The organism is Terriglobus sp. TAA 43 (assembly GCF_000800015.1).
In the GTDB taxonomy this organism is placed as follows: domain Bacteria; phylum Acidobacteriota; class Terriglobia; order Terriglobales; family Acidobacteriaceae; genus Terriglobus.
The window spans coordinates 1,629,762-1,651,533 of the sequence record NZ_JUGR01000001.1 but is presented as its reverse complement, the minus strand read 5'-3'; the positions used below and the strand labels follow the sequence as shown (position 1 = coordinate 1,651,533).

Below are 21,772 nucleotides of genomic sequence, written 5' to 3'. Positions count from 1 at the left end.
AATGCTGCTGGCGATCGACGTAGGCAATACCAACACAGTACTAGGGCTGTACCGCCCGGCCAGCCCAGAAGCGCCCGTAGCGCAAACGCACTGCTGGCGTATTGCCACTCCAGTGCAAAGAACGCTGGATGAACTGCGCATGGTGTTGCGCGCTCTCTTCAACATGGATGGAGTCGATATCACGGCGGTAACCGGAGTGGCTATTTCATCCGTGGTGCCTCCGATTGATTCGCTGTTCCGCGATGTCATTGAAAAGTTGTTTGGCGTGAAACCGCTCTTCGTGGAGCCGGGTGTGAAGACGGGCCTTCCAGTGCTGGTGGACAATCCGGCTGAAGTGGGAGCAGACCGCATAGTGAATTGCGTCGCGGCTTTTGAACGTTATGGTGGGCCAACCATCGTTGTGGATCTTGGCACTGCGACAACGTTTGATGTGATCTCGCAACGCGGCGAATATCTGGGAGGCGCAATTGCCCCTGGTATTGGCATCAGTGCAGATGCGTTGTTTGAGCGTGCAGCAAAATTGGGACGTGTGAACATTCGCAAGCCGGGCAAAGTGATCGGTACCAACACGGTGGATCACATTCAGATCGGGCTCTATTACGGCTATATCGGCCTGGTGGACGGCATCTGTGAGCGAATGATTGCTGAGTTGGCAACTGAGACTAAAGTGGTGGCCACCGGAGGTTTTGCGCGCATGCTGGCTGAGACCTCGCGTACGATTCGCCACGTGGACGAAAACCTGACGCTGGATGGTGTTCGCTTGATTTACGAGCGCAATCAGGATCGCGTGCGCCGCCGCACCATGACCACAACACAACGCTCGGAGTAAATGCGCGTTGCTGAATTACTTCAACTACTTTACAGAGATCGAAATCCGTTTCCAGCAGCGCAGAGGAACCCTGCTACTGCTCAGTACGTTGGATTGGGCGCTGATTGAAATGTGGAGAGAGGCAGGCGTGCCTCTGGAAGCCGTTCTGCAGGGCATTGACGACGCGTTTGATAGATACGATCAACGCGCACAAAAAACTGCTGGACGCGTTCGCAAGGTCAACGGGCTCGCATGGTGTGCACAGGCCGTCATGGCTGCAACAGAGGCAATGCGTGATGCTGCTGTGGGTGTCGCGAAAACAGCTGTAAGCGAAGAAGACAGCGGATTTCAGCCACAACGCATCGCAGCCTATCTTCGCCAGAATGCAGCAGCTGTTAGGGCGCAGCAGGACGCTGCATTCGTCTCGCTTGCGGAACGGCTCCGCGCTCTTGCAGATGAAGTGGAGACGGAGTCGGCGCCATCCACTGAGGGTCTGGAGATTACATTAACTGCTCTGGAAGAGCGCATGTTTGCTGCCCTGATGCTTTCTGCAACGGAAGAAGAAGTGGTGGTTCTGCGCGCGCAGGCAGCGCGCGAATTAGCTCCCTATCGCGGTAAGATGTCGGCTGTGCAGTTGAAGCAGGTAACCGAACAATTTGTTCACAAGCGTCTGATGGAAGCGCGCGGCGTGCCGCGTCTTAGCCTGTTCTACATGAGCGTCGAATAAGCGATGAGACACGCAGCACAGATCGCGCCGGAACAGAAGCTGCTCTCCATCATTGACGCCATGCCGCATCGTGTCCCGGCTCGTTGTCCGCATTTCGGCCAGTGTGGCGGATGTCAGGTGCAGGACATCACTTACAAAGATCAACTCATTGCAAAGCAGGCCATGTTGATAGATGTTCTGCACGCATCAGGTATTTCCTCTGTTCCTGCCATCGAAACACACAGCGCCGAACCATGGGAATATCGCAATCGCATCCGCTTGCGCATTGACAACGACAGCATCGGCTACAGTCGCCGCGGCAGCAATGATTTTCTCTCGATTGATGAGTGTCCTATCGCTTCTCCGTTGCTGATTCGCATGGCATTGAGGATGCGCGATCTTGTACGTGAAGAAAAGCTCTGTTGGCCGGAAGGAGCGGTTGCGATGGAGCTCTTCACCGATAGCGAAGAGCGAGGCGTTCAGATATCCATGCATTGTGATGCGCCGGTCGCAGAAGTAAGTCGCAATGCGCCTGCGCAACTTCGTCTCCTTTGCGATACGGTGCGAAATGAATTTCCTCAACTGGTTGGAAGCGGTCTCTCCGCAGCCGCTCCAGACAAGGCACAATCCAAGCGCGTGCAGGCCACGCAGCGCATTGAAATTGCCCGCTGGGGCGAGTCGCAGCTAGCCTATCGCGTTGCAGACAGTATCTATCGCATCACACGCAATGCCTTCTTCCAGGTGAATCGTTTTCTCACTTCAGAGATGGTGAAGGTGGTGGTGGATCATCGCAGCGGCAATTTCGTTTTGGATCTGTTTGCAGGCGCGGGACTTTTCTCTGTCCCCTTGGCCAAGCGTTTTGATCAGGGCATCGCTGTAGAAATTGGCGAACCAGCGGTATCCGATCTGACGTCCCTCATGGCGGAATACCCGCGGCATCGTGTAGCCCACGCAACGGTTCAGGACTTCCTTTCGCGCGCGTTTGTTACGCCTGATCTTGTTGTGATGGACCCACCGCGTGCCGGCGCTTCCTTGTCCGCATTACGGTCACTGCTACGGCTCAAACCGCACGAAATAGTGTACGTTTCCTGCGATGCAGGCACATTTGCGCGGGACGCAAAGACGTTGTCAGAAGGCGGCTACACCTTCGCAGCTTTTCATCTTCTGGATCTCTTTCCGCAGACATTCCACACTGAAACGATCGCTATATTTCGACGCGAGACCGCGTGACAACCAAGGGCATTGAGGCAAAACACAATACGGCAATCGAGTGTGTCAAAGGTGCGCGCAGCATGTTCTTCGGCGAGGTCTATACGCACCCCGCCCAATTCAGTAGCGTGCAGCCGCTGCGCCTCCACAACAGTCCCGCGCTGGTGATAGCCGGATGTTTTGCGCTCGGCATCCTTTTCCGCAATTGGTGGCAACCGCCAATGCATGTCTTACTCACGTGCGTTCTTCTTCTTGTTGTTGCTGCATCGGCAGTGGCAAGAGCTCCACGCATGGCGTGGTTTGCAACTGCTGTTGCCTTCATCGCACTGGGGTGGGCGACTGTATTGCTGCGGCCATCCACACAGAATGCATCGCTGATTCCTTACGCCGATACACTGCAGCGCAAGGTAGAAGCTGTGGTGACGAACTCCCGCATGATCTCCACTTCTGTTGCATCAAAGCCTGATGATGACGCTTGGGAGGAGGAGGAAGCGGAAGGAAATGCACGTGAAGTTCTGCAGCTGAATGCTTTACGTGCTGAAGAAATCACGCCCGACATTTCGGTGATGCGCCCCGTGAGTGGGGGCATTCAGGCAACGCTTTCATCACACAATGCCATACAGGATGTTCCCTATCTTCCTTGCGGCACACACGTAGAACTTACGCTCCGCATGCATCCTCAGGATCGATTTCGCGATCCGGACATATGGAACTATGCGGATCGGTTGCAGGATGCCGGAATCATCATCGCGGCAACTGCCGATGTGAAGCAACTCCGCGTACTGCCTCCGTCTTCTATTTCGTTTAGATGTTGGTTTCAACGTGCGCAGCATTGGTCATCTGATCGCATTACGTTACTCACCATCTCTCCGTGGATGAGATATCTTCCGTATGTCATGCAGTGGAATGCAACGGATGCTTCTATGTTGCGCGCAATGCTCTTTGGGGACCGTACGGCGCTGCAACGTAATGTCCGGATGGCGTTTGAGCGCACGGGGTCTTTTCACCTATTCGTCGTCGCAGGAGTTCACATTGCGATCCTGATGGCTGTGTTCTATCAGTTTTTTCTACGGCTTCGCATGGCACCGTGGGGTGCAGCTCTCTGCACGCTGTTGGGGGTAAGTGGATATGCGGTGCTGACCGGTTTTGGAGAACCGGTCCGTCGCGCACTGTTCATGTCCACGATCTACCTTCTCGCAATGGTTCTCGACCGCGAACGCCAGGTGATGAACGCTCTCGGTATTGCCATTCTGGGAATGCTATGTCTCGACCCGAATGCACTGTTTGAAGCAAGCCTGCAGATGACAGTGCTTTCTGTGTTTGCAGTGGGTGGTATCGCCTTGCCGCTTGTATCGCGCACGTTAGGCCCGTGTGCCGATGCGCTGAAATACATCGAACACACTCATCTTGATGTGCATTACGCGCCGTATCTGGCCCAGCTTCGCATCGCTTGCCGCGTTGCGGGCCGGCTATTTACGGGCTGGTTGCCGAAGCGGTATGGCATGCCCATCGCGCAGCGTGTGCCCGCATGGTTACTACGGATAATCTTGGTTGTTTCCGAAGCCATCCTGAGCATACTCATGGCAGAACTTGTAATGACCTTGCCAATGATGGTGTACTTCCACCGTCTGACGCCATTCGCAGCACCTGCAAATCTACTAGCACTTCCATTGATTGGATTTGTTATGGGATGTGCCATGACAACGTTCCTGCTTTCTCTGCTGCACCCCTTACTTGCACTAATTCCGGCAGCGATGACGGCCCTTAGCCTGCATGGCATTGGTTATGTCGTGCGCACGCTGAATGCGTCTCATGGTGCGGATATGCGAGCCCCATCACCGCTTCCCGCATGCATTGCTGCAGCATGTTTGTTGTGGCTACTCGCGATACTTCTGCTGCATGAACATCGACGCAGATCTGCATGGATTGGATGTGTTCTGACGGTCGCTGCATTCGTCGTCCTTTTACTACCGTCTCGTCCGGCGTTTGCAGGTGACGCGTTGTCCTTCACATCGATTGACGTGGGGCAAGGAGACTCGGAGTTTGTGACAACGCCCGAGGGGAAAGTCATGGTCATTGATGCTGGCGGTCCCATGGGATCACGGACGCAAAACACAACTTCTAACTTCGATATCGGGGAAGAGATTGTTTCACCCATGCTGTGGCGACAAAGGATCCGCACGATTGATGTGCTTGTAGTCACGCATGCGCACAGCGACCATATCGGAGGCGCGCTGGCCGTTCTTCGCAACTTTCATCCACGGGAATTGTGGATCAGCGTGGATGCCGCATCGCCCTTGCTGCAAGACCTCGTTGAAGAAGCGGGGGCCGATAACGTTAGCGTTCGGCGCATGCACTTAGGAGATACCGCACAACTTGGAAGCGTTAGCATTACCGCAGAGAGTCCTGTGCCGGGATATCAAAACGGAAACGAACCAGCGAATGATGACTCGTTAGTGCTTCGCTTGCAGTACGGCAAATCATCAGTACTAGTGGCTGGCGACGCGGAGCGCGCTTCTGAAGAAGCAATGTTGCGCCATGGTTTGCCAACTTCTACGTTGTTAAAAGTTGGCCACCATGGAAGCAACACATCCACCAGTGAAGAGTTTCTCCAACAACTTCAGTCGCAATGCGCGGTGATCTCTTGCGGAAGAGGAAATCCATTCGGTCATCCACGCATGCAAGTGTTGCAACGGCTTCAAGGGGCACATGTGAAGACGGCACGAACAGACACTATGGGCGCAATCCGCTATCTCCTGCATGCTGATGGCAGCATCAACATGTCGGCTCTTATGTCAGAGCGATAGTTACATCTTTATGTACCGCAGAATGTCTGCAGCAAACGCTCTTCCGGCTTTGCAGGTGCGCTGTAGTGTTCCAGCCCTTCGCGCTCCACGAAAGGCTGCGACGTTACCTCCAGAAGACGCTCAAAGGGAGTAAAGTCCTCTCGCAGTACAGCGGCATCAATCACTTCCTGCACAAGATGATTGCGAGGGATGTAGATGGGATTAGCTGCACGCATCGAAGCGATGCGATCTTCTACCGATCGATTCTCTTGTGCAGTGCGAGCTTGCCAACGCCGTGACCACTCAGCGAAGGCAGATGGATCGCGGAACAGGGAAGCGACGGGATAGTCTTCGTGCTTTTCCAGGACATCAGCAAGGCGGCGGAAAGTGAGCGTGAAATCAGCCTGATTCGCGGCCATTCGCTGCAGCAGATCGGCAGCAAGGTCCAGGTCGTCAGCATGTTCTGATGCCAGGCCTAACTTACTCCGTAGTCCGTTGACGTGGGCTTTTTCAAAAGCTGTTTGAAAGGAATTCAGTACTTCATAGGCGGCGTCCAGCGCGCCTTGTTCGCTGCCTTCCTCTTCTTGCAACAATGGCAGCAGGCATTCAGCTAATCGTGAGAGATTCCAGATCATGATGGCTGGCTGGTTCTGATAGGCGTAACGGCCATTGCGATCGATGGATGAGAACACTGTGGCGGGGTGATACTGCTCCATGAATGCGCATGGCCCGTAGTCAATGGTTTCGCCGCTGATGGCGGTATTATCCGTGTTCATTACGCCGTGAATGAAGCCCAGGTCCATCCACTTGGCGATGAGCTTCGCCTGGCGATCGCCAATGCCTTGCAGCATTGTCTTGTACTTCTTCGAAGTTTCTTTCGCTTCGGGGTAATGCCTGTCAATCACATAGTCCGCAAGGATGCGTACGGAATCGTTGTCCTGACGCGCGGCGAAGTATTGAAACGTCCCTACCCGAATATGACTCGATGCGACACGAGTGAACACAGCGCCGGGCAGTATCTCCTCCCGCATAACCTTTTCGCCCGTCGTAACCGCAGCGAGTGCGCGCGTCGTCGGCACCCCGAGCGCATGCATCGCTTCGCTGAGTATGTATTCACGCAGCACCGGGCCGAGTGCGGCTTTGCCATCGCCACGTCGCGAGAACGGCGTGCGCCCTGAACCCTTCAGGTGAATGTCTTTGCCATTGATTTCGCCAAGAAGATTGGCGCGGCCATCACCAAGTGCTGGGACGAAGGTGGCGAACTGATGGCCCGCATAGGCCATAGCAAGCGGCTCGGAGCCATCTGCGACCTGGTTGCCAGAGAAGATTTCGGCAAGGTCGTCCCCGGGAATAATGTTGAGTTCTTTGGCCAGCCCTTCGTTAAAACGAATGACGCGTGGCGATGGGACCTGCGCGGGGTTCGCTCGACCGTAAAAGTTCTCAGGTAGTCGTGCGTAAGTGTTTTGGAAAGGAATCTGCGATCGGCTCATCATCACTTTTGATGATCGCAAAACGCGAACGACGCGGCGAGCATGGGTGCGGAGGGAAAAGTTTTATACCGAATGAATCCGAACGTGGGACGGCGCATCTATTTCGACATAGAAGGATATTGTGGCGGCGGTTGAGACTGCGCCACGGACTGAATCGAAAGAGGAATTTGACCCAATGATCCGTCGCACAACTCTCGCTCTTGGCGCAGCGCTGCTGCTTTCCCCGCTCGCTCCCGCTCAGATCTCAAACTGGAAGCCGGACGCCGCACATAGCGGGATCGACTTTGCCACTACCCACCTTGCGATTTCGAAAGTACGTGGCCACTTTGCTGTCTCCGGTGGCGATGTGACGTTTGATGAGAAGGACATCACCAAATCCAAGGTAAACATCACTATCAACACTGCGTCGGTCGATACGCAGAACAGCATGCGTGATGACGATCTGAAGAGTGACCACTTCTTCGACACTGCGAAGTATCCGACGGGCGAGTTCACCAGCACGTCCATCAAGAGGGGCAAGGACGGCCTGATCATCAACGGCAATCTGACGGTGCACGGCGTCACCAAGCCTGTGGTCCTGACGGTCGATGGACCGAACGGCCCTGTGACTGGCCTGGACAAGAAGCAGCACATCGGCTTCTCCGCAACAACCACCGTGGATCGCCTTGCGTTTGGTTTGGCCCCAACCTATCCGGCTTCTGTGATCGGTAATGATGTGAAATTGACCATCGATCTGGATCTTGCGAAGCAGTAAGTGAACTTGTGCTGAAACGGCGGCCCTTAGGGCCGCCGTTTTGCTTTTTAATCTGTTGTCCTATTTAAACTTGGCTAACCATACGCGCAATTTGTTGCGTGAGAGGATCATGCGATGAAAGTGATTTGGCGTTGGCGGTGTCGATCCGAAGTTCCGATGCTTGACGAAGAAGAGTTCGCTTCGATCAGTCAACTCTACGGCGAGTGCATGAGTGCAACCCAGGAGTTTCGGAGACTTCGGAATCTACCGCTGCAAGGCATGACGATTGATGAGCGTTTTGGGCCTGTGCGTCTTCGATATGAAGAACTCACAGGTTTGGTTGGTTGTCATGCAAACGTTGTCATACACCATCGGCTTTCGCTGTATGGCTCACCTTGTAAGGCATGCGGAAAACCTCTGCGGACACCCAAGGCGAAGCTTTGTGCTGCCTGCATGACAGCCGTTGTTTAGCTGTCTTGGAAGTCTGCGAAGGCGGCGGGTTGCAGGTCGGCGGTGCTTTGTATGCGCTGGGCTGGGTCCATCGCGAAGAAGCGATCGACTGCGTCCATGACCTGTTCGGCCTGCTTGCTTTCGAAGATGCTGCGGCGCAGAGTGGAACCGCCGGGGACTCCGTGTGTGAACCAGCTTGCGAACTGCTTCATCTTGCCGATGACATCGCGGCGGGCGCTTTCACGATCGCGGACCTTGTTGCGCTCGTGGTTGTAGGCCGATAGCTCTGCTGGCGTCATGCTCTCGGTGGGCAGTGGTGTGAAGTCGATCTCTGGGTGTTCCTGCTCCAACTCATCGAAGAGCATGGTGAAGTAGGTGCGGATCATGCGATAGCGATCTTGTTCGGTGGCCAGTGTGTAGGTGCCGGTCCCGGTCGCAGCCTTGGTTGCCGTGTACTGTGCGATCTGGCGGAAGATCCACGGATTGGCGGGTGCAGCGCGGCCGATCATCACGGCATCGCAACCAGTCGCAGCAATCATGTTGGCGGCATCTTCCGGGGTGCGCACGTCACCGTTGCCGATAACGGGAATCTTCACAGCATCCTTTACCGCGGCGATGTACTCCCAGCGCGCGTTGCCGGTGTAGCCCTGTTCGCGTGTGCGAGCGTGCAGAGCGACCGCGTTCAGGCCGCAATCCTCAGCCATCTTTGCCAGCGGAACGCAGACGAGTTGGTGGTCGTTCCATCCCATGCGGAACTTGACGGTGAAGGGAATCGACACCGCGCCGCGGACGCGCTTGAAGATGGTTTCAATCAACGGCAGATCGCGCAGCAAACCGCTGCCACCGTTGCAAGCGACAACGCGCTTTGCAGGGCAGCCCAGGTTAAGGTCGACGATGTCGAAGCCTGCGTCTTGGCAGATGCGTGCGGAGTCTGCAAGCGTCTCCGGGTTCGATCCGAAGATCTGTGCAGAGATGGGATGCTCATCGTCGTAGTAGGTCAGGTAGCGTTTGCGCTTGACCTCGCGCATGCGCGACAGACCGTCGGCGGAGGTGAACTCCGTCATGATGAGGCCGCATCCAGACTGCTGATTGCTACGTGCCTGATCGACATTCGCAATGTCGCTGGTGGTTTCTTCGCTAAAGAGCGAGGCGTTCTTGATGAAACGACGAAAGACAGTGTCGGTGATACCCGCCATGGGTGCTAGTACGGTCGCCGGTGCAATGCGCACATTGCCGATGGTGAATTCGGCAGGGACCGGCAAGCCTGTTTCACGCGGAGCGTGATCGGCGACAGCGGCGGCGTAGTTGTACCAGTCTTTCTTCATCGTGTGTGCTCATGGAAAGAGCCTCCGGCGGACCGGAGGCTCCCCAGGTTGTTGCTTGTCTGCGGGTTACTTGGCAGCGTTGGCGGCGTCGCTCTTGGCGAACTTGCGCTTGAAGCGCTCGATACGACCAGCCGTGTCGATGACCTTGTTCTTGCCCGTGTAGAACGGGTGGCAGACATTGCAGATTTCGAGGAAGATGTCGCCCTTGTGGGTGGACTTCGTCTCAAAGCTGTTGCCGCAGGCGCACTTAACAGTGGTCGCGACGTAGTTCGGGTGGATTCCCTGCTTCGGCATTGCGAATACTCAACTCTCTGAAGATGGTCGCCCAGTCGCGGTTCGCTTGCCTGCGGTGTGTTCACGCGGCATCGAGGTTCCATGCGCTGACCTGTTAAAAACGGGCGCTTCGATCATTTTATCGCGGTTTCTGGGCTTGGGCAATGGGTAGGCGGGTGGGGCAAATTGTTCCGGCCAAAGCGGTAGTTTCTTCCGTAGACAACTCGATACCTGCTATTCGACTCTCCATAAAGAGAGTTAGAATCACGCGCCGTAAGGGGGAGCCACAAAATGAATGCAGTATCGTGCAGCATTGCTTTAGGGATGGCGTTATCTATGGGAGTGGTGGCGGGGGCGCAGACTAGCGCTAATGGAATGGCCACCCCACCGGGTACCCAGAACAAGACCAGTGCCACCCACCCGTGCGCCAACATGGACGCCAGCGGTCAGCCGACGACGCAGGCGCAGGTTGAGGCCGGGTGTACGGGGCTGGCACCGGGGTTCGTCTCTCCCAGCACCAATATGCCTCCGCCGGAACACCATGACGTTACAGCCGTCATCCGTGTGAACTCCGTGGTGGCGAAGCCGGACAAGTTCCCCTACCCGATGGACTTCCAGGTGGTGGGTGACGCCACCATGCTGAAGGCCAAGCTCCCGCAGGTGCGTGCGTGCCTGGGTGTGGCCAAGAGCTGGACCAAGCGTGCCAATGCGGCTACTTCCACCACCTGCGTTGACCACAAGGGCGAAGTCGTGGCTTACCAGGAGTGCAAGCCTGCCGATGGCGCCGTGCCGATGGTGTGCAACGCAGCCGAACCCGTCAAGGGCGACGCTGTCGCAGCCGTGCAGTAACCCTTCCATCCAGTGCGCCGTTGCCCACAGCAGCGGCGCACTTCTCCTCAGACATCCACAGCTACCTCTCCGCTGCCGCATCGGTTACCGTTAGGGAAGAGTATTCCCATGGCGACGGTAGATCAGATCGGGTTTGGTACGGAGTTGGAGCCGGTTTGCACCTACTGCGACGGGCAAGGCATGCGCATCGTGGAGGATGCACAGGGACGCCGGTCGGCTGTGCCTTGTGTGTGCCGTGCGCAACGGCGTACGCGACGAGTGCTGAACCTGGCTCGTATTCCTCGCCGGTATGAACACTGCACGCTGGATTCCTACGAACCCAACTTCGGGGATGGTGCGCACCGCTCTCTGCAGTCGGCGCTACGACGTGCACGGCAGTTCGTGGATGGCTATCCGTTGGTGAACGATGGCAGCGGTCTGCTGCTGACGGGTGCGATCGGCGTGGGTAAGACCCATCTTGCTGTGGGTGTGTTGCAGGCTCTGGTGGAAGAGCGGGGTGCAACTGGCCTGTTCTACGACTACCGTGAGCTGCTGAAGCAGGTGCAGAACAGCTACAACCCGCGCGTTGCCTCGACCGAGCTGGAAGTGCTTGCGCCGGTGTTCGAGGCTGAGGTGCTGGTGCTGGACGAGATCGGTGCGTCGAAGCCAACCGATTGGGTTTGGGACACTGTCGCGCACATCCTGAATACCCGCTACAACGACAAGCGGACCACGATCATCACCACGAACTATCCGAACCTGCCGCCGCGTGGTGTGGCGTCAGAGGAGACGGCTCCTTCGGCCCGCTACGTCACGCGCGAGGAGACGCTGGGCGATCGCATTGGCGAACGTATGCGTTCACGGTTGATGGAGATGTGTACGACGGTCGAGATGCAGGGCGAGGACTTCCGGCAGAAGATCAAGCGCGCTCGGCTGGATTAGAGCCTCAGGCTAGAAGAACAGGACCCATAGAAACAGGAGTCCGCAGCCGCATGCCGCTATGCGGTAGGTCCATTCGTGTGTGGCATTCACGGTATGCATGGCCGTTTCTCCGGGGGGAGAGGTTGTGCCGCTTACAAGCGGCACAGACACAGAGACAAGTCGGACAATGTTGCTTATGGTCACTTTGCCATAAGCGGTGTTACCTGGTGATAAATCCCTATAGAGGAATCTGCGTAGTAGACTCCAAGCGATGGAAGATGAGCAGAAGCATACGCCTTTCCTTACGAGTGCGGAACCAGAAAGCACCGTTTCTACCAAGACGTGGTTGATTGCGGCTGGCGCTGTCGTACTTCTCATCGTGATTGCTGCCGTGGCGACACTGCGGCGGACACCGGCAAATGCGGGTGCTGCGTTGCCGCCGGACGCGAACGCCACGCTGCTGCCTATCAGTGACCGTTCCATGTCCGAGGCGACGAACGGTGCTGGCGGCAAGTCGACCTATCTGGATGGCACTATCACCAACAACACAGCGAAGAGTCTGACTGCGGCAACCGCACAGGTGACGTTTGCCACGACGGATGGAACGCAGCCGCATCGTGAGACGACACCGCTGATGCTTGTCCGGACGCGCGTGCCTTACGTGGATCTGCAGATGGTTTCCGCCGATCCCATCAAGCCGGGCGACCATCGGGACTTCCGGCTGATCTTTGAATCGGTTCCGGCGAACTGGGATGTGCAGCCGCCAGTGATTACGATTACCCATACGGAGTTGCGGTAGGGTACCCCCCTCCCCCCCTGTTTTCTAAAATCGTCTTTCTATTGGGTTTACGTTTTGAGTGGCGCTAAAATCGTCATCCCATTGGGGTTAGAAGCAAAATCGTCTTTCTAAAGAAGTTAGGGACGCGCTACGGCGCAGCCCTTTTCTCTCTGGTTCTATTCTAGCGGTTTGGCGGAAATACCATGCCAACTCTATTTCCCTTATTTTGTTAGGTTTGAATGCTCTGAGGGCTTGACACCGTTCCCGAGGTGGCTTGTGCTCGCCCGTTTATGTTGTCTGGTCCCGGGGGTGGCTCCTGGTGCCCGAAAGAGATGGCGAATTTCCGGGGTAAATGCCCAGTGTGCAAGAGATTTACCACTTTTAACATGCTGCTTATGGAGCGATGGCAGTGGGCAGAATTTGGTCAGATTCTTCTTTCCGAGAGGGAAGAAAATTCCGTGAATTGATCGGACGTTAATACTCACCTTTTCTTAAGAGAAAGTAATTAAAGGTGTTACGGATTTGGTGTGGTTTGGCATGTTGACTGCTCTTGTATCTGGCGTAACAGCGTTGCAGAAGCTACTGCAGCGTTCCCCCGGAAGGAGCAACACACTTATGAAGAAGCGGAATGATCTGATCAAGACTGCAACTCTGTCGGTTACAGCACTGCTACTGACAGGAGTTCTTGCTGCGCCTTCTTACGCGCAGAATTCGACCGACCAGGCACAGGCTACTCAAACCCAGGCTGCTCCCGCAGCGAAGCAGGATGCTGCCGATAACTCCAGTTACTCGACCGGCCAGCCCCTGCAGATGCAGTCGAAGGAAGGCTTCTGGGGTCATATGAACCCCCTGGCCCGCAAGAAGTGGGTAAAACGCCAGATGGACCCGGTCAAGGACCGTGTGAACGAGCTGGATCAGCTCCAGGCGAAGAACGCTAATGACATTCGCGACGTAGACACCCGCGCTACCGCAGGCATCAAGAAGGCAAGCGACTCGGCTGCACTGGCCGACCAGCACGCCACCGAAGCCGGCAACCGCGCTGACCAGGCGAACACGACCGCAACGACTGCTTCGACCAAGACCGATGCTCTGGACGGAACGGTTCAGAACCTGGACCAGTACCAGACTGTGGAATCGACCCCGGTGGCATTCGCCAAGGGCCGCACCGCACTGGGACCGAAGGGCAAGGCTGATCTGGACGAGATGGCCGACAAGCTGGCCAGCGAGAAGGGCTACATCATCGAAGTACAGGGTTACAGCCGTGGCGGTGTTCAGACCTCGACTGCAATGGCCGACTCGGTGGTTCGCTACCTCGTAACCGAAAAGCAGGTTCCGATCTATCGCATCTACCGCTCGGGCATGGGCAAGGCTAAGGCCGCCACCGCTGACGGTGAGCAGACTGTTTCCAACGGCGTACGTGTGACGCTGCTGCACAACAGCCTGGCGAGCATGGATAGCCCCACGGTTTCGTCCACGGGCGCTCCGAATAACAACGTTGCCGGAACGACCGGTAGCGGATCGCTTCAGTAACTTTCCCTCCTCCGGGGAAAACCGGGCGTCGTATACGCAGCCACGCATACGGCGCCCAGAGTCACCCAGAGAAGGCAACCAAAGATTCGCGAAAGGAATCTCTTTCGCCGACAAGTTCAGCAACCGAGGTAATGAATCTCCGGTAGCTCAAAAGATTGGCTGAGTGGTATCGAGAACCGCTCGCCAAGCAGGCTCTCCAAAGCAGAGAGAACCAAGGCAGATTGGCCCTCCTCCCGGAGGGCCGTTTTTTTGCCCATAAACACCTGCTTTGCTCAGAAGTGAATGTGGTATCGTCACAGTTGGTCCGGCACTCCGGATTGATGTGACGCATTGATGAGGATCTCCACCCAAACCGTGAAGTAACTGCACTGCGCGTTCCCTAAGCGCGCACCTTGTGCATGCCTGCCGCTGATTGCGGCGACCACGTTGTTTGCAGTGAGTGTGGAGTTCTTTCTTATGGCGCGAGCCCGCCTTCTTATTTTCTTTGTCGTTGTTCTTGATGCCATGGGCATCGGGATTGTGTTTCCTACGTTGCCGGGATTGCTGCGTTCGTTGATGCACGATTCGGGCGACCCTGCGCGTGCGTATGGCTTCCTGCTGTCTGCGTATGCGCTGAGTATGTTCTTTGCTTCGCCGGTTCTGGGTGCCTTGAGCGACCGCTTTGGGCGCAGACCGGTGCTACTGCTTTCACTGTTGGGCACGGCCTTTGATGACCTGATGATGGGGCTGGCGCCCACGCTGTGGGTTCTGTATGCGGCGCGTATCCTGGCTGGATTTTCTGGCGCGAATCTGACCGTCGCGAATGCCTATCTGGCGGACATTACGCCGGAAGAAGAACGGTCTGGCGCGTTCGGAAAGATGAATGCGTGCTTTGGTGTGGGTTTCATTGCCGGGCCAGTGCTGGGCGGCATTGCAGGCATGTATTCGTTGCGTGCGCCGTTTTTTCTGGCGGCCGCTTTGAACATTGTGGGCGCGGTGCTGGCGGTGTTTGTGTTGCCGGAGTCGCGGAAGGTGACGGAGGTGAAGCGGATCACGCTGGCGCAGTTGAATCCGTTTGCATCGTTGCGCAATGTGTTTCGTCTACATGGCATTGCGCCCATGCTGTATGTGTTTTGCACCATGGATATGGTGGGGCAGGTGCCTTCGGTGTTGTGGGTGATCTATGGCAACAGCCGGTTTGGATGGACGCCGTTTGTGGTGGGTGTTTCGTTTGCCGTGTTTGGGCTGTTGCACGCGATTTTTCAATCGATACTGCCGGAACGCTTTCAACGTTGGGTGGGAGAACGAGGCAGCGTGCTGGCAGGTATTGTGGCGGATACGGTGGGGTATGGGCTGTATTCCATTGCTTCAACGACGCTGGCTGCGTTTTCAATTCTGCCGCTGCTTTGTCTTGGTGGGATAGCGCTGCCGTCCGTGCAGTCGATGTTGTCGCGCAGTGTGGATGAGTCGCGACAGGGTGAGTTGCAGGGTGTGTTGACGAGCCTGAACAGCCTGATTGCAGTGGGTGGGCCGGTGGTGGCTTCCAGTTTGTATTCGGTCACGCGGACGCGGATTCCGAAGTATCCGGGGGCTATCTGGCTTGCGCCGGTGCTGTTGTATGTACCGTGTGTGGCGATGCTGTTGTGGTGGCGCGGACAGAGGAAATCGATTGAGGTTGAATCGGTTTAATGCACCTGGTAGCTAGAGCTCACGCCTTGTCCAGCTTCTGGGAGCGGGATCGTTGTGAGGGGAATTCTGGATTTGGATACACGGTTTCTTCCGGTTGACTTTGCCTGATAGAGAGCCGCATCGGCCAGTTGGAATAGCTCGGTAGGAGAGTTGGCATCGCATGAGGCTGCGATACCGATACTTACGGTGACGATATCTCCTATGGGTGTCTTATTTCTGAATTGCAATGCTTCAATGGCGCGACAGATACGTGTCGCCACCTTTTCAGCTTTGTCTGCGTCGACGTCGTGCAGTATGAAGGCGAATTCTTCACCGCCGTATCTTGATATGTAGTCGCGCTTGTTGCGCGAGACGGAGACCAAGACATGCGATACAGCGCGCAGGCATAAGTCGCCTTCGTGGTGTCCGAAGAGGTCATTCAATATCTTGAAGTGATCGATGTCGATCACGAGCAGGGCGAATGAGCGGGATGATTGAGCTGCCCACTCCCATGCCTGAACGAGATGGATGTCATAGCCGCGTCGGTTTCCGATTCCAGTGAGCGGGTCAGTCAGTGCGAGGTCTTGAAGCTGCGTGTGGAGCGCCGCCATGCTTGATTGACTCTCGCGATAACGAACCTGCACACGAATGGTCTGGATTGCAAAGACGCCTAAGGAAATGCTGGTAGAGGCCAGGGAAACGAAGAAGTAGGCTGGGGCGATCAGTACGCTCATGACTCCGGCCGCGATAGGCAATGCGACGGGTGCACCGTGATCCAAAACAGAGACCAGAAGGTCCTGCGTTGAGGAACGCGAATTGTTGTGACGGACGGGCGGAAGATGCACGGCGAGAGAGATGAGCGTTAGTTCCGCAAGTGACAACAACCATGCCCAATGCAACGAAGCGTGCGGGTAGGACAAGGCGATCACGTTGTAAGTCAGGCTGGTTACGGCATAGACAGATGTTGCAATAAATGCGACCGCAAAGAACTGCCGCACCGATGCTGAACGCGGTTTGCTCCACCAACGTAGGCCCGCGACGATAGCGACTACGAACTTGGCTGCAAGGAAGGCTATGAAGGCTTTATTGCCTGAATCTAATGCCGTTTGTGGCCTGAGGAATCGGAAGCCACCAAAGGCGAAATAGGAAAAAAGAACTAATAACAATGCAATCTGAAAGGCGCTTGCCCAATAGAAAAAACGATCCTTTTCGCTTTCTGTTGGAACGCTCAGTAACAACACGAGCGGTAAGAGCCATGCGAAGAAAAGAAGGTCGGATGGATGAGTGTAATGGGGAGGGACTTTCCATATCTTCTCTTCCACGGCTTCAAGAAGCAGGGCGCAGGAACGGATGGAAGCTGCGATGACGAGGCACATCCAGAGGCATCGTCCAGCGTTGTCTGAGGTGAGGAATCTGCGGAAACAGAAATACGCAGCGGCGAGGCTTTCTGCAGTCAGCAGTATCCTGCACCACCAAAACGCAGTTGAGGCGGAGAGGACATACGGGACTACCGATCCTACGAATAGAACAATGATGCAGGACCAAAGCAGAATGGGCGGCGCTTTCGAAAGCCATGCCCGAATACGCGAATTTTCCTCGCTCAGATGCGCTCCGACGTTCATGAGATTACGGCTATCTATACGGAATGATGAAAACTTGTTATCGAGGATTCATTTATGGGAGATAGTCGTCTCAAATACGGCAGATCTGGATCTTTTTTGCTGTGGTGTCTTTTGACACTCATGATGAAGAGCTAATTCATTCTCATATAGCGGAATGACAACTGGCTATAGCAAATGGCAGGGAGTTGTACGAAGATTGGGTGGCTTGCTTCGCTCGCTCCCGGGGTATAGGAACGGCCTTCTTATCTTCCTTTTATCGTGCAGAGAGGCAGCGCGGGTTTGCGCCGCGCATCGTACTAACTATGGCAGACGAACCTGTGGTGGATGAGGAACGGTGGCGCCAGTACCAGGTGGCGCGCGAACAGAGGGTTGCTTACAAGGAAAAGCCGCGCAGCCGTGTGGGTGCGGTGTTGCTCGGCTTGCTGATCTTCTTTGTGCTGGGATGCGTGGGCGCGGTGTGGCTGCTGCGTCATGCGGGCAACAATGATGCTGCCGGGAAGGTGGCAAGCTTCCTGATGGGTGGTCGCGACACGTTCAACGCCAGTGCGCCGGATGTGGTGAGCCAGATTCAGCGGCTGAACCGGCTGGAGACGGTGAGCTATTCCGTGGACACGGTGGTTGAGGGTAAGCACCAGAATGCGGTGTTGCCGGATTTGCTGTTTGGGGATCGGCTGATCCTGGTGGTGCATGGGCAGGTGATTGCCGGGGTTGATCTGTCGCAGTTGAAGCCGGAACAGGTGAAGGTGGATGGGCGGTCGGTAACGGTGGACCTGCCGCCTTCGCAGATCTTTACTTCGAAGATTGATACGGCGAAGACGAAGGTGTTTGCACGGACGACGGGGTTGCTGGTGCAGGCGGACCCGAGCCTGGAGATGGATACGCAGAAGACGGCAGAGCAGCAGATTCTGCAGGCAGCTTCGAACGACGGCATACTGGACACGGCTCGGGCAAATGCCAGGACGGGAATGGAGAGCTTGTTGCGTGGTTTGGGGTTCAATCAGGTGACGGTGCATTAGTGGCGGTGCGGTAAGCTCTGGCTACGGAGGTTCACAGAATGCAGTGGACGCGGCGCGATGTGGTGGCTGGAATTGCGGTTTCGCTGATTGGGTTGCGGTTGGCTGCGCAGAAGAAAGCGCCATTGCCACCTGAACCTCCGTTGACTGGCGACGATGCGGAGACGGCGATCCGGGCGCTGAAGCCGGGGCAGTTTCTGTGGGCGCCGTCGCTGGCGCCGAGTGGCCCGATCCTGGCGATTGTGAGCTTATCCCTGCAGCGTTGTTATGTGTATCGCAATGGTGTGCTGATTGCGGTATCAACCTTGTCTTCAGGCAAGACTGGGCATGAGACGCCTACGGGCGTGTTCACGGTGCTGCAGAAGCAGGTGGTGCACCACTCGAATCTGTATGACAACGCGCCGATGCCGTATATGCAGCGGCTGACGTGGGGCGGCATTGCGCTGCATGCGGGGAACCTGCCGGGATATCCGGCGTCGCATGGGTGTGTGCGGTTGCCGAAGGCGTTTGCGCAGAAGCTATATGGCGAGACGAAGCTGGGCATGACGGTGGTTGTGACCGATAGCGATGCGGTGCCGAGGATTGCGCCTGCTCCGAATTTGTTGGAGGCGGCGCAGGCGGTGGATCAGAACACCCTGGCGGGCGGTGTGGTGTGGCAGCCGGAGAAGAGTCCCACGGGGCCGATGTCGCTGGTGTTGAGCGGTGCGGACAAGCGGCTGATGGTGCTGCGGAATGGTGTGTTAATCGGGTCTTGCCCGGTGACGATTGATGGGCCGATTGCGGAGACGATGGGCTTCACGCTGAAGTCGATTGAGGGTGCTGACTTCCGCTGGCTGCAATTGCCGTTGCCGGGACAGACGCTGTCGCCAGGGCAGGAGATGAGTGCCGCGGAACGCGCTCGGGTGAAGATGCCGGAGGAGTTTCGTTTGGCGCTGGATCGAGAGTTGACGCCGGGCGTGACGCTGCTGGTGACGCAGGATTCGATGCGGGCCTCGAGTGCCGGAACGAAGGTGATGGTGTTTGAAAGCGGCAGCGGGCAGTCTTGACTTTGAGCGGAAATGAAAACCCCGTCTGGCGACGGGGTTTTCTTGTTTCGGGATTAGTTTTCTGTCCAGAAGCGTTCGCTGAGGTACTTTTCTGCGCCGTCGCAGAGGACGGTGACGATGACGGCTTCTCGGCCAGCGTCTGACTCTTCCTGCGCGATGCGGAGGGCGGTGTCGACGTTTGCGCCGGCGGAGACGCCGACCATGACGCCAAGTTCGCTGGCGAGGCGCTTGCACATGGCGTAGGCGGGTTCGGTTTCAGCCCAGATGTTGCGGTCGGCCAGGTTGGGGTCGTAGATGGGCGGAACGATGGCCGTGGGCATGTGCTTGAGGCCTTCCAGGCCGGTGAAGGGCGAGTCAGGCTGCATGCTGATGCACTGAATTTTGGGATTTAACTCGCGCAGCCGGCGAGTGTTGCCCATGAAGGTGCCGCTGGTGCCCATGGCGGCGATGAAATGCGTCAGGGTGCCTTCGGTCTGCTGCCAGATTTCGTTGGCGGTGGTGCGGTAATGGGCCTTCCAGTTGTTGTCGTTGCCGTACTGGTCGGCGTAGAAGTACTTGTCCGGCTCTGACTGGTAGAGTTCGCGGACCTTGCGGATGGCGCCGTCGCTGCCGTCGCCCGCGGGGGTGAAGATGACTTCTGCGCCGTAGGCCTGCAGGATTTTCTTGCGCTCCGGGCTGGCGGAGGCGGGGACGCAGAGGGTGACGGGGAACTGCAGCGCCGCGCCCAGCATGGCGTAGGCGATGCCGGTGTTGCCGCTGGTGGCGTCCAGGAGGGCGCGCTCGGGTTGGGCGTCGCCGAGTTCACCGGCGGCCATGGCGGCCTGCACAATGCTCAGGGCGGGGCGGTCTTTGACGCTGCCGCCGGGGTTGGCGAACTCCGCCTTGCCCAGCAGGGTGATTCCGGGGAGGTGGCTGACGATACGGGTCAGGTTGAGCATTGGGGTGTTCCCAATGCGGTCCACGACACTTTTTCCTAGCTTCGAGACGTCGGTTGCGGTGGCTGCCATGGTGATGTGATTGGCTCTCCCTGCCTGCAATATGCGAAAGTAAATCGTAACCCGTTTGCGTCGACGAACGGAAAAACGCCCGAGGGACGTTCCATGTTTTTCAAGAAGAAGACCGAGAAGCGCAGCTTCAACGATGTTCTATCCGCGCTGGGTTCGCAGAAGTTTGATGTTGCACAGGGCGGCGGCGGTTCGGGAACGTATCGCGTTTCGAAGCATGGCGTGGCTGCTGAGATCCGGCCGAACCCTGCGGCGAACGAAAAGATTGTGCCCGCGCCCGCACCGGCAGAGATTGTGTCGCGCGCCGGATGGGTGTTGAACGGGCAGATTGCCAGCCTGGTGGACAAGGGCTACCAGAAGTTTCTGAAGGCCGGGAAGCTGGAGATTGTGGCCACCGCCGACCATCTGCGTGCGATCCACGACTTCCAGCAGGAGCTGGATGAGGCTGCAGGCGCGACCATGCTGTACAACGAGAGCCTGGGCACGACCAGCGATAAGTACATGTATGACCGCGTGGCCGGGCGTGAAGTGCATTCGCACTAAGGTTTGTGGTTTTGATGAAAGGCCCTCCTTCGGGAGGGCTTTTATCGTTTGCGGGTTACATACGCAGTGGGGCTTGCGGTATCCTTCGTCTGCCTCTTCCGAGGCCTTTCGATTTCCTTTCTGCGGAGTTCTGCTATGACGATGAAGTGTGTTCGCGGCCTTGCGCTTGGCCTGGCTTTCGGTGTGGGACTGGCAGGGAGCATTGCGTCGGCACAGGTGCTGATTGGCGACGAGAAGTCGCAGCCGGAGAGCCTGACCGTGGCTCCTGGTGGAACGCTGTATGTAGGCAGCGCGAGTTCGCCGTTTGTGTACAAGGTGGCTCCCGGCGCGACGACTGCGGAAAAGTTTGTGGATGCAAGCGCCGAAGGGCCGGGGACGTTCTTCTTTGGCATGTTGGCGGATGGTGCGACGAACACGCTTTGGACGTGCCAATTGACGCCGGTGCCGAATACGAAGCCGGCGCAGCGGCATACGGCGTTGCGTGGGTTTGATTTGAAGACTGGCACGCAGAAACTGCGTTGGGCCCTACCGGGCGACAACACCACCTGCAACGACTTTGCGATTGGCCCGGACAAGGCGCTCTATATCTCGGACACGTCCGTGGGCAAGATCTATCGTCTGCCTGCCGGAGCGACGACTGCAGAGGTGTTTTCTGATAACCGCGTGCTGAACGGCATTGATGGCATCACGTTCCTGGATGGCGTGCTGTACATCAACAACGTGTTCTTCAACAAGCTGTACCGCATTCCGGTGGACGCGAACGGTAAGGCGGGCGCGCCGGTGGACATCTGGATGGATCAGCCGGTGAAGGGACCGGATGGCATGCGGGCGGCCAATGGAAAGATTTACGTGGCGGCGAATGGCAGCGGTATGGTGGCTTCGCTGACGATTGATGGCGACCGCGCGCATGTGACGGTGATCAAGGATGGTTTGAAGACGCCGACCGGCGTGGAACCTGCGGGCAATACGCTGTGGATTGCGGAACGTGGCGCAGGAAAGGCTGTTCCGGTTCCGTTGAAGTAGGCTTTTGGCGGTTATTCAATGCCCACGTCTCATCCTG

At 56.8% G+C, this 21,772-nt stretch carries 19 protein-coding genes; 14 read left to right on the top strand and 5 right to left on the bottom strand.

Going from position 1 to position 21,772, the window contains the following annotated elements; translation table 11 throughout:
• Position 1: 1 nt before the first annotated feature.
• Genes M504_RS06905 through M504_RS06890 form a run of 4 tightly spaced genes read left to right on the top strand, consistent with a single transcriptional unit; the run spans position 2 to position 5,530 of the window.
• Positions 2–829, top strand: a complete 828-nt coding sequence (locus M504_RS06905; RefSeq protein WP_047489432.1) for a type III pantothenate kinase — start codon at positions 2–4, stop codon at positions 827–829.
• A gap of 7 nt (positions 830–836) precedes the next feature.
• On the top strand, positions 837–1,535 hold the full coding sequence (locus M504_RS06900; protein ID WP_047489430.1) for a hypothetical protein: 699 nt from the start codon (positions 837–839) through the stop codon (positions 1,533–1,535).
• 3 nt (positions 1,536–1,538) lie between these two features.
• Complete coding sequence (gene rlmD, locus M504_RS06895) at positions 1,539–2,744, top strand: 23S rRNA (uracil(1939)-C(5))-methyltransferase RlmD (protein ID WP_052200488.1); 1,206 nt, start codon at positions 1,539–1,541, stop codon at positions 2,742–2,744.
• Positions 2,741–5,530, top strand: coding sequence for a ComEC/Rec2 family competence protein (locus M504_RS06890; RefSeq protein WP_052200487.1), 2,790 nt, complete (start codon positions 2,741–2,743; stop codon positions 5,528–5,530). The genes rlmD and M504_RS06890 overlap by 4 nt, the downstream gene beginning before the upstream one ends.
• An 8-nt stretch (positions 5,531–5,538) precedes the next feature.
• Here M504_RS06890 and M504_RS06885 read toward each other — a convergent pair whose 3' ends face one another.
• Positions 5,539–7,002 carry a YdiU family protein gene (locus tag M504_RS06885; protein ID WP_156993588.1) on the bottom strand — a complete coding sequence of 488 codons (1,464 nt, stop codon included), beginning with the start codon at positions 7,000–7,002 and terminating at the stop codon, positions 5,539–5,541.
• A 172-nt stretch (positions 7,003–7,174) separates the two neighbouring features.
• Here M504_RS06885 and M504_RS06880 point away from each other — a divergent pair, with 172 nt between their 5' ends.
• The gene (locus M504_RS06880; protein ID WP_047489428.1) at positions 7,175–7,753 is read left to right on the top strand and encodes a YceI family protein; all 579 of its coding nucleotides are present in this window, start codon (positions 7,175–7,177) and stop codon (positions 7,751–7,753) included.
• A 446-nt stretch (positions 7,754–8,199) separates the two neighbouring features.
• On the opposite strand, the gene M504_RS06875 is transcribed toward M504_RS06880, so the two are convergent.
• Positions 8,200–9,507, bottom strand: coding sequence for a tRNA-dihydrouridine synthase (locus M504_RS06875; protein ID WP_047489425.1), 1,308 nt, complete (start codon positions 9,505–9,507; stop codon positions 8,200–8,202).
• Positions 9,508–9,573: 66 nt separating this feature from the next.
• Positions 9,574–9,801, bottom strand: a complete 228-nt coding sequence (gene rpmE, locus M504_RS06870) for a 50S ribosomal protein L31 (RefSeq protein WP_047489421.1) — start codon at positions 9,799–9,801, stop codon at positions 9,574–9,576.
• Between the two features lie 270 nt (positions 9,802–10,071).
• Here rpmE and M504_RS06865 point away from each other — a divergent pair, with 270 nt between their 5' ends.
• The 5 genes from M504_RS06865 to M504_RS06845 all read left to right on the top strand — a co-directional run bounded on the left by M504_RS06865 (position 10,072) and on the right by M504_RS06845 (position 15,505).
• Entirely contained in the window at positions 10,072–10,629 is a 558-nt protein-coding gene (locus M504_RS06865; RefSeq protein WP_156993586.1) for a hypothetical protein, read from the top strand.
• Between the two features lie 108 nt (positions 10,630–10,737).
• The gene (locus M504_RS06860; RefSeq protein WP_052200486.1) at positions 10,738–11,550 is read left to right on the top strand and encodes an ATP-binding protein; all 813 of its coding nucleotides are present in this window, start codon (positions 10,738–10,740) and stop codon (positions 11,548–11,550) included.
• A gap of 250 nt (positions 11,551–11,800) precedes the next feature.
• On the top strand, positions 11,801–12,328 hold the full coding sequence (locus M504_RS06855; protein WP_052200485.1) for a DUF2393 family protein: 528 nt from the start codon (positions 11,801–11,803) through the stop codon (positions 12,326–12,328).
• 594 nt (positions 12,329–12,922) lie between these two features.
• Positions 12,923–13,837 (top strand): OmpA family protein, encoded by a 915-nt coding sequence (locus M504_RS06850; protein WP_047493851.1) that lies wholly within the window; start codon positions 12,923–12,925, stop codon positions 13,835–13,837.
• 456 nt (positions 13,838–14,293) lie between these two features.
• Entirely contained in the window at positions 14,294–15,505 is a 1,212-nt protein-coding gene (locus tag M504_RS06845; RefSeq protein ID WP_047489415.1) for a TCR/Tet family MFS transporter, read from the top strand.
• Here the strand turns inward: M504_RS06845 and M504_RS21150 are convergent.
• On the bottom strand, positions 15,502–16,860 hold the full coding sequence (locus tag M504_RS21150) for a diguanylate cyclase (protein WP_198137544.1): 1,359 nt from the start codon (positions 16,858–16,860) through the stop codon (positions 15,502–15,504). The two genes, M504_RS06845 and M504_RS21150, sit on opposite strands and share 4 nt — an antisense overlap.
• 548 nt (positions 16,861–17,408) lie before the next feature.
• On the opposite strand from M504_RS21150, the gene M504_RS06835 reads away from it, so the two are divergent.
• Positions 17,409–18,122, top strand: coding sequence for a DUF4230 domain-containing protein (locus M504_RS06835; protein ID WP_047489413.1), 714 nt, complete (start codon positions 17,409–17,411; stop codon positions 18,120–18,122).
• 38 nt (positions 18,123–18,160) lie between these two features.
• Positions 18,161–19,165, top strand: a complete 1,005-nt coding sequence (locus tag M504_RS06830) for a L,D-transpeptidase (protein WP_084214173.1) — start codon at positions 18,161–18,163, stop codon at positions 19,163–19,165.
• 53 nt (positions 19,166–19,218) lie between these two features.
• On the opposite strand, the gene M504_RS06825 is transcribed toward M504_RS06830, so the two are convergent.
• Positions 19,219–20,172 carry a PLP-dependent cysteine synthase family protein gene (locus M504_RS06825; RefSeq protein ID WP_047489410.1) on the bottom strand — a complete coding sequence of 318 codons (954 nt, stop codon included), beginning with the start codon at positions 20,170–20,172 and terminating at the stop codon, positions 19,219–19,221.
• A 93-nt stretch (positions 20,173–20,265) separates the two neighbouring features.
• Between M504_RS06825 and M504_RS06820 the strand changes: the two genes are divergently transcribed.
• A complete protein-coding gene (locus tag M504_RS06820; RefSeq protein ID WP_047489407.1) occupies positions 20,266–20,712 on the top strand; it encodes a hypothetical protein in 447 nt (148 codons plus the stop codon).
• Between the two features lie 135 nt (positions 20,713–20,847).
• Complete coding sequence (locus M504_RS06815; RefSeq protein ID WP_047489404.1) at positions 20,848–21,735, top strand: SMP-30/gluconolactonase/LRE family protein; 888 nt, start codon at positions 20,848–20,850, stop codon at positions 21,733–21,735.
• Positions 21,736–21,772: the final 37 nt, after the last annotated feature.